The 13,013-nt window shown below is 71.1% G+C and carries 11 protein-coding genes; 5 read left to right on the top strand and 6 right to left on the bottom strand.

Features of this window, described 5'->3' with window-relative positions:
* Window positions 1–109: 109 nt before the first annotated feature.
* Both F9B98_RS06530 and F9B98_RS06535 read left to right on the top strand, forming a co-directional pair.
* Window positions 110–2,101 (top strand): purple acid phosphatase family protein, encoded by a 1,992-nt coding sequence (locus F9B98_RS06530; RefSeq protein WP_150954530.1) that lies wholly within the window; start codon window positions 110–112, stop codon window positions 2,099–2,101.
* A gap of 63 nt (window positions 2,102–2,164) precedes the next feature.
* Window positions 2,165–3,226: a WxL protein peptidoglycan domain-containing protein gene (locus tag F9B98_RS06535; RefSeq protein WP_150954533.1), complete on the top strand. Its 1,062-nt coding sequence runs from the start codon at window positions 2,165–2,167 to the stop codon at window positions 3,224–3,226.
* Here the strand turns inward: F9B98_RS06535 and F9B98_RS06540 are convergent.
* Window positions 3,211–3,852: a TetR/AcrR family transcriptional regulator gene (locus F9B98_RS06540; RefSeq protein ID WP_150954536.1), complete on the bottom strand. Its 642-nt coding sequence runs from the start codon at window positions 3,850–3,852 to the stop codon at window positions 3,211–3,213. The two genes, F9B98_RS06535 and F9B98_RS06540, sit on opposite strands and share 16 nt — an antisense overlap.
* A 74-nt stretch (window positions 3,853–3,926) precedes the next feature.
* On the opposite strand from F9B98_RS06540, the gene F9B98_RS06545 reads away from it, so the two are divergent.
* The 3 genes from F9B98_RS06545 to F9B98_RS06555 all read left to right on the top strand — a co-directional run bounded on the left by F9B98_RS06545 (window position 3,927) and on the right by F9B98_RS06555 (window position 5,658).
* Window positions 3,927–4,559: a GNAT family N-acetyltransferase gene (locus F9B98_RS06545; protein ID WP_150954539.1), complete on the top strand. Its 633-nt coding sequence runs from the start codon at window positions 3,927–3,929 to the stop codon at window positions 4,557–4,559.
* A gap of 101 nt (window positions 4,560–4,660) precedes the next feature.
* Window positions 4,661–5,293, top strand: coding sequence for an acyl-CoA synthetase (locus F9B98_RS06550; RefSeq protein WP_150954542.1), 633 nt, complete (start codon window positions 4,661–4,663; stop codon window positions 5,291–5,293).
* Window positions 5,290–5,658 (top strand): amino acid transporter, encoded by a 369-nt coding sequence (locus tag F9B98_RS06555; protein WP_150954544.1) that lies wholly within the window; start codon window positions 5,290–5,292, stop codon window positions 5,656–5,658. Before F9B98_RS06550 ends, F9B98_RS06555 begins: the two co-directional genes overlap by 4 nt.
* Before the next feature lie 12 nt (window positions 5,659–5,670).
* Here F9B98_RS06555 and F9B98_RS06560 read toward each other — a convergent pair whose 3' ends face one another.
* The 5 genes from F9B98_RS06560 to F9B98_RS06580 form a co-directional block, all read right to left on the bottom strand.
* Window positions 5,671–6,708, bottom strand: coding sequence for a zinc-dependent alcohol dehydrogenase family protein (locus tag F9B98_RS06560; RefSeq protein ID WP_150954547.1), 1,038 nt, complete (start codon window positions 6,706–6,708; stop codon window positions 5,671–5,673).
* A 161-nt stretch (window positions 6,709–6,869) separates the two neighbouring features.
* Window positions 6,870–10,346 (bottom strand): OmpL47-type beta-barrel domain-containing protein, encoded by a 3,477-nt coding sequence (locus F9B98_RS06565; RefSeq protein WP_225310248.1) that lies wholly within the window; start codon window positions 10,344–10,346, stop codon window positions 6,870–6,872.
* A 184-nt stretch (window positions 10,347–10,530) separates the two neighbouring features.
* Window positions 10,531–11,910, bottom strand: a complete 1,380-nt coding sequence (gene purB / locus F9B98_RS06570; RefSeq protein WP_150954550.1) for an adenylosuccinate lyase — start codon at window positions 11,908–11,910, stop codon at window positions 10,531–10,533.
* A gap of 27 nt (window positions 11,911–11,937) precedes the next feature.
* On the bottom strand, window positions 11,938–12,444 hold the full coding sequence (locus tag F9B98_RS06575; RefSeq protein WP_150954553.1) for a low molecular weight protein-tyrosine-phosphatase: 507 nt from the start codon (window positions 12,442–12,444) through the stop codon (window positions 11,938–11,940).
* A gap of 34 nt (window positions 12,445–12,478) precedes the next feature.
* On the bottom strand, window positions 12,479–12,883 hold the full coding sequence (locus F9B98_RS06580; RefSeq protein ID WP_150954556.1) for a phage holin family protein: 405 nt from the start codon (window positions 12,881–12,883) through the stop codon (window positions 12,479–12,481).
* Window positions 12,884–13,013: the final 130 nt, after the last annotated feature.

The raw sequence follows: 13,013 nt of genomic DNA on the forward strand, positions 1-13,013 counted from the left end.
GTGTGCTGAGTCAACAATTCACCCCGACGTCATCCGGCGGGCGGAGCGTGGACTGCGCTCGCCATCGGTGAGCGCGCACCTGAGACCCCCTCGAAAGAAACGGACAGCCATGTTCCTCACCGCATCGACGTCGCACGGGACGCGCACGCGTCGCCGTGTCTCGTGGATCGCAACCGCCGCGGTCGGCGCCTCCCTCGTCCTCACGGGCGTGGCGAGCGTCCCGGCGGCGATGGCCGACACCACGGCCAGCTACACCGGCATCATCCTCGGCGTCGGAGCCGACCAGTCGCAGCGCATCGTGACGTGGTACTCCTCGGCCGACACCGCCCAGACGGTCCAGCTCGCTCCCACCTCGGCGCTGACGGGCGGCCAGTTCCCGGCGTCGGCGACGACCTTCTCGGCATCCGGGACCGCGAACATCACCTCGAGTGGCGGCTTCAACCGTCACGCGACCGTCACCGGCCTCGCCGAGAACACCGCGTACTCGTACCGCGTCGGCTCCGACGGCAACTGGTCGAACACGTACGCGTTCAAGACGCAGTCGTTCGAGGGCGACTACGACTTCCTCTTCTTCGGCGACCCCCAGATCGGCTCGTCCGGCAACCTCGCGAAGGACCAGGCGGGCTGGCAGGACACGATGAACGTCGCGGTGGGCGCCAACCCCAACGCCGAGCTCCTCGTCTCGGGCGGCGACCAGGTCGAGACGGCGAACACCGAAACGCATTGGGACTCGTTCCTCGCCCCCGACCAGCTGCGCCAGTACCCCTGGGTCGCGACGATCGGTAACCACGACGTGGGCGGCAAGGCGTACGAGCAGCACCTGTACACCCCCAACACCGACCGCTCCGGCGCGTACTACCGCAAGGGATCCACCAGCATCGGCACCGAGTCGGGCGGCGACTACTGGTTCATGTACAAGGACGTGCTGTACATCGACCTGAACAGCAACAGCTACGCCACCTCGCAGGGCGGCGGCGGTGACGACGCGCACATCTCGTACGTGACCGACGTCGTCAACAAGCACGGAGCGGATGCCAAGTACACGGTGCTCGTGTACCACCACGCGATCTACTCGCCGGCCGATCACGCCAAGGACGCCGACAACAAGATCCGACGAACCGACTTCCCGACGGCGTTCTCGAAGCTCGGCGTCGACCTGGTGCTCCAGGGCCACGACCACAGCTACTCGCGCTCGTACGAGATCAAGAACGGCGCCAAGGCGAACGCCGACGAGAAGCCCGGTCAGGACGAGGTCTTCGAAGGACCCGGTGGTGTGGTCTACGTCACCGCGAACTCGGCATCCGGCTCGAAGTACTACGACATCACCACGCCCGACAACAGCGGAACGAGCGGTGCCGGCAACGGCGCCGACCCGCTGAACCCGGCGAACTACTGGTACAACTCCGTGCAGAACCAGGAGCACGTGCGCTCGTACGTCAAGGTGCAGGTGAAGAAGGACCAGCTCGTCGTCCAGAACATCCGCTCCGGAACCTGCGACGCCCCCAACGCGGCGGTCGAGCTGAAGAAGGTGCTGTGGTGCGGCCCCGAGGACGGCAAGAAGCCCGCCGAGGCGGTCGGAACCATCCAGGACGAGGTCACCATCCACCCCAACCACGGTGACGGTCAGGACATCCAGGTCGACGTCCCCACCGGCGCCCCGGGTGAGTTCGGCTGGACCATCAACGGTCACAACGGCCTGGTCGACCTCGGTACCGCCGAGGAGAAGAACCTGCAGTACTTCGAGGCCACCGGTCAGATCAACCCGATCACCGTGACCGACACTCGCGCGAGCAAGTCGCCGTGGTCGGTCTCGGCGTCGGTGGGCGACTTCGTCGACGACGGCAAGACGTTCAAGGGCTCTTTCCTCGGATGGTCGCCCAAGGTCGTCACCCCGGGTGCCGGAGCCGTCGCGGGTGCCGCGGTGAACTCCGGGTACGACGGGGGCGACGGTCTGTCGGTCTCGCGTCTGCTCGGCTCGGCCCCGACCGGTCATGACCGCAGCGCCGGAGTCGTCGGCGCCGACCTCGACCTGAAGATCCCCAACACCATCGACAAGGGAAGCTACCGCGCGACCCTGACCCTCACCGCGCTGGCCGGCTGACCAGCGACAGCACCGGCGGGGAGTGCCCTTCCCCGCCGGTGCCTCTCCCGAAGGACCCCCCTCATGACTCGACCGACCTCCCTCCCGCGCGTCGCCGCCTTCGCTCTCGCCACCGCGGTGATCGGGGGCGCGGCGTTCAGCGCGAGCCCCGCCCTGGCCGCGACCGACGACGTGACCTGGACCGTGCGCACCGCCTCGAACTCCCTCGGCGCCGACCGCACGAACTACAGCTACACCCTCAACCCGGGCGCCCACCTCGACGACGCCCTCGTCGTCGCCAATCGCGGAGCCGAGGCCGTCGAGCTCGACGTGTACGCCGCCGACGGCTACACGACCTCGACCGGCGCCCTCGACCTGCGGGTCGCGAGTGAGCAGCCGGTCGGCGTCGGCGCGTGGGTCACCGTGCCGCAGCGTCACGTCACCGTGCCCGCGGGACAGACCGTCGAGGTGCCCTTCGCGGTCGACGTGCCCCAGAACGCCACCCCCGGCGACTACGCGGGCGGGGTCGTGACCTCGCTCACGGTCGCCGACGCCTCGGCGAACGTCAACGTCGATCGCCGCCTGGGCATCCGCACCGGCATCCGCGTCGGGGGAGACCTCGCCCCGGCGCTCGCCGTCGACGACCTGCGCGTCGGGTGGGACGGCGGTTTCGTCCCGTTCCTCTTCGGCGACGCCACCGTGCACTACCGCCTGCACAACACCGGCAATGTCTCGCTCGCCGCCGACGAGACCGACGCCGTCACCGGTCCCTTCGGTCTCGCGCGCCTCGAGGCCACGCCGGGCGACGCCGCTCCCACGCTCCTGCCCGGCGAGAGCTGGGAGCGCGACGTGCGCGTTCCCGCGGTGGCCGCGATGGGCATGCTGATCGCGTCGGTGTCGGCGACCCCGGTCGTCACCGATGCCGCGGGCTCGATCTCGACGCTCGACCCGGTCGACGTCTCGACTTTCGGGTGGGCCATCCCCTGGCCGCTGCTGCTGCTGGTCGCGCTGATCGTGGCGGGAGTGGTCTTCGGGCCTCGGCTGCTGCGCGAGCGCCGTCGACGCGCGCAGCAGGCGGAGGACGCGCGCGTGGCCGCGGCCGTTGAGCGCACGCTGGCCGAGAAGGAGCGTCAGCTCGTCGAGTGATGGACGCCGCCCTGCCCGGCCTCCCGCCCGGCGAACGCGAAGGCCAGCACCTCGACGACGTCATCGAGCGCCCGATCGTCTCGACTGCTCAACCACCACTCGACCAGCCCGTCGACGCTCGCGCGCAGGGCCGCGGCGACCACCGGGGTCGGGGTGTTCAGGGTGCGACCGGTCGCGGCCGACCAGCGCTCGATGCTCGCGGCGATCGCCCGGACGCTCGCTGCGATCTCGCTCTGCGCCGCCCCGCGGAGATCGGGATGAGCCCGAGCGGATGCCGTGAGCTCGCTCACCACGCGGTATTCGCTCTCGTGGCGGCGCAGGTCGCGCGCGAGTCCGTGCAGGGAGAGGCGCACCGCCTCGGCGAAGTCGTCGAGGGGGAGATCGCCCGTCCAGACCGCGTCGAGGGCGCGCTGCGACGCGCGGTGGAGCACTGCCTCGACGAGAGCCTGCTTCGACCCGAAGGCGTAGGTGACCACGCGATGGGCGACGCCCGCGCGCTCGGCGACCCGTCGAAGGCTCAGCGCCGAGGCGCCCGCGTCCGCGACCACCGCGAGCGCGGCGTCGAGCAGCCGTTCCCGGCGCTCCTCGAGGGGCAGGTAGTCACGGGTGGGCGACTCGGGGTTCACGGCGTTCTCCAAGCGATCGGGCCGGTCGAGTCTCGCATACTGAAAGTATCCACTCGGACCAATTGGAGGACGACATGACCGACCTGCACGTCACCCCCGCTCGCGAGGCCGATCTCCCCGCCGCCGCGGCCGTGCTCGCCGACGCCTTCCGCGACGATCCCGTCATGGCCGCGATCCTGCCCGGCGGTCGTCGCGTCGAGCGCCTCACGACCCTCTTCGTCGCGATGCTCAGCGGTGCCGCCTTCGAGACCGGCAGCGTCGACCTCGCCCGTCGCGCCGGCGACGACGAGATCCTCGGGGTGGCCGCGTGGGAGGGCCCCGGCACGGCATCCCTCCCCTGGCGTCAGCTCCCCGATTACCTTTCGGCCCTCGGCCCCATCGGCATCGTCCGCGCGGCGGCCCTGTCGTCGCGGTTGGCGCGTCACCGCCCGCGCTCCCCGCACTGGTACCTCGCGCAGATCGGCGTCTCGCCCGCCGCGCGAGGGCTCGGCGTGGGCGGGGCGCTCCTGCGCTCCCGGCTCGAGACGCTCGACGTCACACGCACGGCCGCGTACCTCGAGTCGTCGACCCCCGCCAATCGCCGCCTCTACGGTCGCCTCGGTTTCGAAGAGATCGCGCCGATCCACGGCATCCGCGGGGCTTCTCCCGTGGCCATGCTGCGCCCGCCCGCTCCCGTCCGGCACCCCGCGCCCGCGCGAGCGGTGTGACGACGGGCCTGCAAGCGTCTCGACGTCGAGCGTCCACGAGGTCCGCTCAGGTGCCGAGGAATAGACTGGATGCCATCGACACCGTCTCTCCGGGACCCTCCGTGACCACTCCTTCTTCCGAGCGCGCCTTCGACGTGCGCCACGTGCAGCTCGCGCGCGCCCTTTTCGCCGCGCTCGCCGCCGTCATGGTCACCTTCTCGTCCGACCACTCCGCCCCCCTCGGGCTCGGCGTGTTCAGCGGATTCGCCCTGGCGACGGGGCTCGTGTTCGCGCTGTCCGTGTGGCTCGTCTTCCCGCGCGGTGAGCGTGTGATCCCGGCCCTGCTCGCGGTCGTCTCGATCGTGGCGGGCCTGGTCGGCAGCGTCGGCAGCTGGCGCACGACCGGCGTCTTCTTCGGCGTCGTCATCGCCTGGGCGCTCGTCTCGGGCGTCATCGAGCTGGTCGGCGCTCTGCGCCAGCGAAAGACGGTCGGGGCCGCGGGCGCGCGCGACGGCGTGCTCATCGGCATCCTGAGTATCGTGCTCGGGGTCGTGCTCATGCTCCCGATCCAGCAGTACGCGCTCGACTACAGCATCGCCGGGGCGGGTTCATTCACGCTGACCGGCATCACCATCGCCGTGGGACTCTTCGGCGGGTACGCGGCGGTCGTCGCCGTGTTCCTCGCGATCGCGGGATTCTCCCCGCGCCGCCCCGAGCCCGTTCCGGCCGTACCCTCCGAGGAGGCCGCGTCATGACCGACGACAAGCCCACCACCCGCCGCGACCTGATGAAGCCCGTTCAGCTTCTGGGTCTGGCCTTCATCGCCGCCCTGTTCGCCGGATTCGTCACGCTCATGTCGATGGGCTTCTTCCAGACGCGTCCCGCCGACGAGATCCAGCGCGCGCTCATCGTGGGGCTGGTCGCGGCCGGTGCGACCTTCATCGTCACGCTCGTCTCGCTCGCTCTGCTGCTGCTGGTGGTCGACCCCACCACCGTCACGAAGTCGGTCGAGCGTCCGCTGCTCCTTCCGAAGGATGCACCGGATGCCACGGCTCCCGACGCCGCGACCCCGCCCGAGGCTCCGCGCACCGACGACGGCCCCGCCGCACCCCGCGCCTGAGCCGGCGGGCGCTCAGCGCCGCGGGTCGATCATGGTCATGCCCGCGGGGGACGCGGAGTCCATCGCGGGAAGCAGCTCGGCCGCCTCGCCGAGCCCGACGATCCGCTCGATGAGCTCCTGCGGGCGCAGGGCACCGCTCTCGATGAGCGACAGCATCTCGGGGTAGTCCACCGCGGCCATGCCGTGGCTGCCGAGCAGGTCGAGCTCCCATGCGATCACGCGCGCCATGGGCATGGCGGTCATCCCGTCGGCGGTGGGCAGCAGGCCGATCTGCACGTGCCGGCCGCGGCGGCGCAGGCTCAGCACGGCGTCGCGCGCCGTCTGGGCGCTGCCGACCGCGTCGACCGAGACGTGGCTGCCGCCGCCGGTGATCTCGTGCACGGCCGCGGCGATGTCGGACCCGTCGGCGACGAGGGTGCGCTCGGCCCCCAGGCGCTTCGCGGCCTCGAGCGCGGCGGGGGTGCGGTCGACCGCGATCACGCGGGCGCCGAGGGCCGCCCCGATCATCACGGCGCTGAGGCCGACCCCGCCGGCACCGACCACGGTAATCCACTCGCCGGCCGCCGCCCGCGCCCGGCCCGTGAGGGCGCGGTACGCGGTGGCGAAGCGGCAGCCCAGGGCGGCGGCGGCCTCGAACGAGACGTCATCGGGAATGCGCACGACGTTGGTGTCGGCCGCGCGCAGCACGACGCGCTCGGCGAAGCTGCCCCACTGCGTGAAGCCGGGCTGCTGCTGGTCGGGGCACACCTGGGCGTTGCCGCCGACGCACCACTCGCACGCCCCGCACCCCATGACGAACGGCACGGTGACGCGATCGCCGACGCTCCAGCGCTGAACGCCCTCGCCGACCTCGACGATGACGCCCGCCAGCTCGTGCCCCGGAACGTGGGGGAGGGCGACGTCGTCGTGCCCGACCCACGCGTGCCAGTCGCTCTTGCAGAGGCCGGTCGCGTGCACCTCGACCACGACCCCGCCAGCGGGAGCCGACGGCGCCTCGACCTCGCGCACCTCGAGGGCGTCGGCCAGGGCATCCATGATCATCGCGCGCATGGCATCCATTCTTCCTTCCCGCGCGCGGGTTGCGGGTCGCGTCGACCGGTGTCCGAGCACAACCGCGGAGCTCGCGGACGACACGCCGTGCGACCAGCGCCGGGCGCGGCGTGTCGTCGGGATCCCCCGCCGTTGTGCTCACGGCAGACGCGTCGGCCCCGTCAGGCCCGGCGGCGGCGCAGGAGGAGCAGGCCCGCGCCGAGACCGCCGAGGACCAGGGCCAGGATGCCGAGGGCCACGGGCATCTCGGAGCCCGTGACGGCGAGACCGGTGCCGGTGGCCGTTCCGCCGCTCGAGCTCCCCGCCCCGCCGATCGTTCCGGCCGGAGCGCCGGAGGTGCTCGTGCCCGTGCCGGAGCCGTTGCCCGCACCGGAGCCGTTGCCCGTGCCCGTGCCCGTCCCGGAACCGTCGCCCGGGGCCGCGCCGGCCACCACCGTGACGGTCGCGGACCGCGTCTGCTCGACGTTGCCGGCCACGTCGGTCGAGCGGAACTGCAGGAGGTGGTCGCCGGCGCCGGCGAGCGTCGCGCTCGAGCCGGTCAGCCACGTCGTCCCGCCGTCGAGCGAGTACTGGGTCGAGGCGACGCCCGACGTGGCATCCGTCGCCGTGAACTCCACCGTGGCCTCGGCCGGGGCCAGGGCCTGGAACACCGCGGCCGGCTGCATCAGACGCAGGAGGGTCGAGGGCTTCGCGACCGCGGCCTCGGTGGTCGGGGCGACGGTGTCGATGCGGATGGGCAGCGAGCCGGCGACCTCGGGCACCTCGGCGCCGTTCCACAGCGCGCGGTAGTCGATGAGGTGGTCGCCGTCGGTGGTGATCGTGACGTCGAGGTCCTCGCTCCACGCTCCACCGTCGACGCGTTGTTGCACGACGACGTCGCTGCTGTTGCCGTCGTGGTACAACGACACCGAGACGGGAGCGGCGGTGTACCAGCCCGACGCGTTCGGGGTCGTCTTCGCAACCGGGTCGATGTGCACGATCCCGCCGGCCTCGGGCACGAAGATCTCGGGGATCTTCAGGTACGACCCGGGGGTCGCGAAGGTGAGGCGCAGGCCCGTTGCGAGGATTTTCGGGAACGACAACGTCGTCTCGACGCCGTTCGTCACCGTGGGCGCGTCACCCGTGAGGGGAAGCGGCTTCCACTCGTTCTCGCGACCACCCCGGTACTCGAGCGAGACGCCCGCGATGGAGCCCTCGAGGTTCGTGAAGCGCACCTCGTTCAGACGGTGGATCTCGAACGTCTCCATCGTGAAGGTCGCGGAATCCTTGAAGCCCGCGTCGGTCCAGGTCGACCACGCCGTGCCGAGCCGGCCGTCGCACGCGTTGGAGGCGGGCATCGTGGCCCACTTCGTCTGGTGGAAGGATGCCGACACCGCGGCGTCACCGCCACGGCACACGTTCACGGCCGAGGCGTTGCCCCACACGTCGACCTCCGAGATCGACTGCCACGTGTTCGCCTGGCTCGTCAGGCGCAGCCGCAGAGCGCTGGCCGCCGGAAGCGTGCGGGCGTCGATCACGGCCGTGGGCGCCGGGGTGCTGGCATCCTGAGCGAGGGTCGCCTCGACCGCGGTGTCCTTCCACGCGCCCGAGGCGTCGCGGTACTGAACCTGGATGCGAGAGGGCCAGGTCGCCGTCGCCCCGTCCTTGTAGGTGTGCACGACGATCGAGTCGAACGTGCGGTCCGTGCCCCAGTCGAACTGCAGCCAGCTGTCGCGCGGGTACCCGTTTCCGGTCCAGTCGTCCCAGCCCTTGGCCGTGGGGTTGCCGTCGGTGAGGGCGGCGACCAGGTCGGAGCGGCTCGATGCGGTCACCGTCGCCTCGGGGGCGATGTCGGCGATGCCGGGCTCGGCGACCGTGATCGTGCGCTGGAACGAGCGTCCGGCGGTGAAGGACGCGTCGGCGGCGAGGGTGCCGGTGACCGTCTGCGGGCCGAGCACGCTCGTGTCGATCGTCGACCACGTGACAGCGACCGGGGCGGTGCCGGCGGAGGTGTCGACGGGGACGCTGGTGGGCAGCTGCGGGGAGGCGCCGCGGCGGACGGTCTCGGGCAGGCCGGTGGTCACGGCGCGCCAGGTGCCGTGGCCGAAGCCCTTGTCGTCCCAGTACGAGGCGTCCCATCCCTTGCCGTAGCGCGCGGGGTCTTCGGCGGCGGGGTTGTGCATCTCGAGGCGTCCGTTCTCGCCCACGGTGAGCGGGAGCCAGACGTACGTCGAGTCGGACTTGCCCTCGTTCCAGCGGTCGCCCATGTAGACCAACTTGCCCGGCTCGAGCTCGAAGACGTTCGTGGTCTGCGAGCCGAACGTCGAGCGGCGCACGTCGCCGATCGAGAGCAGGCCGTCGCCCCCGTCGGGGATGCTGCTGTAGGACGTGTTCTCGTTCGCGTCGTCCTTCTCGACCCCGCGGATCCACGTGCCCATCAGGTTCTTCGTCGTGTAGTACGTCTGCGGGTTGGGTGCCCAACCGGTCGCGCCCGAGGTGACGACGCTGTATGTGCCGTCGCGCTCGAAGATCGCGGGCGCCTCGAGGTGGCCGCACTCCTTGACGATCTGGAAGTCGGCGCCGCGCTCCGGCGCCTCGGGGGTCCCGTCGGCGAAGACGTAGGGGTAGCGGCCGTCCTCGGAGTACTGGTTGACGTCGAGGGTGTCGCGATCGGTCGTGTGCGTGACGTTCGTGTAGCTGTCGTCGAGGGCGGCGACGTACAGGCTGTAGTTCTCCTCCGACGAGTACGAGATGTAGGCCTTGCCGTCGTCGTCCTGGAAGACGGTCATGTCGCGCGCCTGCCCGGGAACCGCGTACTGCGTGCAGGCCTGGTAGTCGGTGCGGTTGGGCATGCGGAAAGCGCCCGTCATGCGGAACGGACCCGCGGGCGAGTCCGACACGGCGACGGCCGCCATCGACCGCGCGTACGTGCTTCCGCCGGGCTCGGTGCGCCCGTCGGCGTGCCACCACATGACCCACTGGCCGGTCTTGGCGTTGTGCAGCACCTTCGGGCGCTCGAAGATCGCGGTGTAGTCCGAGTTCTGCGTCGAGTTGAGGTGGTAGGCGAGCTGGTCGATCTTCTCGGTGCGCGGCTGGCCGTTCTCGTCGACGGTGTCGTACAGATTCTCGAAGTAGGGCGTGAGCAGGTCGTCGCGCGTCGAGATGCTGCGCAGCGCGTCTCCGAGGTTTGTCCAGTTCTTGGCATCCGTCGATCGGTACACCGCGACGCCGGGGCTGTTCCAGTAGCCGTTCGTGCGGTCCTCGCCGTACCAGTAGTAGACGGTCTGGCCGTTCTCCTCGGTCGTGACGACCTGCCCGCCGTGCGCCTGGATGTGCCGGCCGCCGGTGTCGTACCAATCCGGCTGGAAGTAGTCCGCGGCACCGAGGCCGGGGTCGGCGAGCGGCTGGAAGTTCGTGTAGGTGACGGGAGGGTCGATCCGGGGCACGCCGTCGTTCGGATCGGTCTGCACGCCGCCCGCGGCGCTCGCCGCGAGGGGGGATGCCAGGGCTCCGGCGAGCACGGCGGCGGTCACGGCCGCGAGGATCGTGCGCGCGAAAGAGGGGGAGGGGCGTCGAGGCGTCATCGCTTCTGTTCCGATCTGCGCCGCGGCGGTGCGGCGCACGACGGCCGGGGCCGAGGTGGGGGATGTTGACGTCAACACTAGGGGTCGCCGGCGCGCGGCGTCCAGGGGAAAGTTCGCGGTGGGGGCGCGAGCGCGACCACCGTCGCACCGCGGGCGGGGGCGGGCACAACGGCGGGGCGGGTGGACGACGCGCCGTGCGGAGGGCGCGGTGCGCGGCGCGTCGTCCAGATTCCCCGCCGTTGTGCACGGGGTCGGCCGGTTACAGCGCGTCGACCACCCGCGAGGCCAGGCCCGCGTAGGCGGCGGGGGTCAGTGCGAGCAGGCGCTCCTTCGCCGCGTCGCCGATGTCGAGACCGCGCACGAACTCGGCCAGCTCGGGCCCGCCGACGCGGCGGCCGCGCGTGAGATCCTTCAGCAGCGCGTAGGGGTCGGTGATCTGCGAGCGACCCGCGGCGATCTCGGCGCGCACGACCGTCTGGATCGCCTCGGCGAGCACCTCCCAGTTCGCGTCGAGGTCGGCCAGCAGCACGTCCTCGGCGAGCGAGATCTCGGTCAGGCCCCGCTGCAGGTTGTCGAGAGCGAGCAGCGAGTGGCCGAAGGCGACGCCGATGTTGCGCTGGGTCGTGGAGTCGGTCAGGTCGCGCTGCAGGCGGCTGGTGACGAGGGTGGATGCCAGGGTGGAGAACAACCCGCCGGCGATCTCGAGGTTCGCCTCGGCGTTCTCGAACCGGATCGGGTTGATCTTGTGCGGCATGGTCGACGAACCGGTGGCTCCCGCGACGGGGATCTGGGTGAAGTACCCGAGCGAGATGTAGGTCCAGATGTCGGTGGCGAGGTTGTGCAGGATGCCGCCGGCGTGACGCGCGCGGTCGTAGAGCTCGACCTGCCAGTCGTGCGACTCGATCTGCGTGGTGACCGGGTTGAAGCCCAGGCCCAGCGACTCGATGAACTCCCGTGTCAGCGCGGGCCAGTCGACGTCGGGTTCGGCGGCGACGTGCGCCGACCAGGTGCCGGTGGCTCCCGAGAACTTGGCGAGGTACTCCCCGGCATCCAGCTGTCGGATGACGCGCTCGAGGCGCCAGGCGAACACGCCGATCTCCTTGCCCATCGTGGTGGGCGTGGCGGGCTGGCCGTGCGTGCGCGAGAGCATCGCGGCGTCGCGGTGCTGGGTCGCGAGCTCGGCGAGGGCGGCGGTGACCGAGCGGAGCTTCGGCAGCCACACGCGCTCGACCGCGCGCTGCACGGTCAGGGCGTACGCGGTGGAGTTGATGTCCTCGCTCGTGCAGGCGAAGTGCGTGAGCTCGGCGAGGGCGGTCAGGCCCAGGGTGTCGAGGCGGTCGCGCACGAGGTACTCGACGGCCTTCACGTCGTGGCGGGTGACCGCCTCCTTCTCTTTGAGCCAGGCGATCTCGTCGGCGCCGAACTCCTCGTAGAGGGCGCGCAGCTTCGCACGCTCGTCGTCCGAGACGGGGGAGGTGTCGAACAGCGACCGGTCGGTCAGGGCGAGCAGCCACTCGACCTCGACCTCGACGCGGGCGCGGTTGAGGCCGGCCTCCGACAGATAGTCGCCGAGCTCGGCGACGGTGGCGAAGTAGCGACCGTCGAGGGGGCTGAGGGGCTGCGGGGGCAGAGAGGACACGGGTCTCCCGGGGATCGCGCGAACGGGTCAGCCCGCGGAACGGATGGCGGGCTCGAGCTGTCGGAACAGGGCCCTGCTGGCGCGTTCGATCATACCGAGCACCTCGTCGAACATCGGGGCCCCGGCGTAGTACGGGTCGGGGACGTCGAGGGTCTCGGCGTCCGGCAGGAAGGACTGCAGCAGGGCGATCTTGTCGGCGTCGTCGTCGTCTCGCGCCCAGCCGCGCAGCACGCGCTCGTGACTGCGGTCGAGGGCGACGACGAGGTCGTTGCGTTCGAAGTCGGCGTACTGGAACTGCCGCGCGCGGTGCGCGGCGCCGTCGTAGCCCAGGCGGTCGAGGGCGGCGAGGGTGCGGTGGTCGGCGCGCTCGCCGACGTGCCAGTCGCCGGTGCCGGCCGAGCTCGACGAGATGTGCGCTCCGAGACCGGATGCGTCGGCGATGCGACGGAAGACGACGTCGGCCATCGGCGAGCGGCAGATGTTCCCGCTGCACACGAACACGACGCGAAACGGCGCGTCGGGGTTCGCGGTCATCCCCCCATCATGGCGGTGATGTCTCTCGCGCGCATCAGCGGCGTTCGCGCTCCTCGCGCCGCGGGCGCAGGATGCCGCCGAGCACGGCGTTGATGATGCCGATGAGAAGCGCCGCCACGACCGTGAGCCAGAACTCGCCGGTACGAAGACCCCAGTCCCCGTTCTCGGTGATGACCCCCGTGAGCCACAGCAGGAAGCCGTTGATGATGAGCGAGATCAGGCCGAGCGTGAGGATGTAGAGCGGGATCGCGACGATCTTGACGACCGTACCGACGATGGTGTTCACGAGGGCGAAGATGAGCCCCACCAGCAGCAGCGTGAGCAGCACCTGCAGCCACTCGCCCGGGGCGAAGGGGATCAGCCGCACCTGCAGGGCGGGCAGCAGGGTGACGATCCAGATGGCGAAGGCGTTGACGGCGACGCGGACGACGAAGCGCATGCCCCCATCGTGGCACGCGGGCCGTGCCGCGCCACGGGGTTGTGGACATATCCCCGACCCTCCCCTGCCTGGGGAGGAACCGCCCGAAAGAGGGACTGACGCCCGCGGCGCGCCCCCGGTTAGGCTCGCG

The organism is Microbacterium testaceum StLB037, assembly GCF_008763945.1.
GTDB classification, from domain to species: Bacteria; Actinomycetota; Actinomycetes; order Actinomycetales; family Microbacteriaceae; genus Microbacterium; species Microbacterium testaceum_G.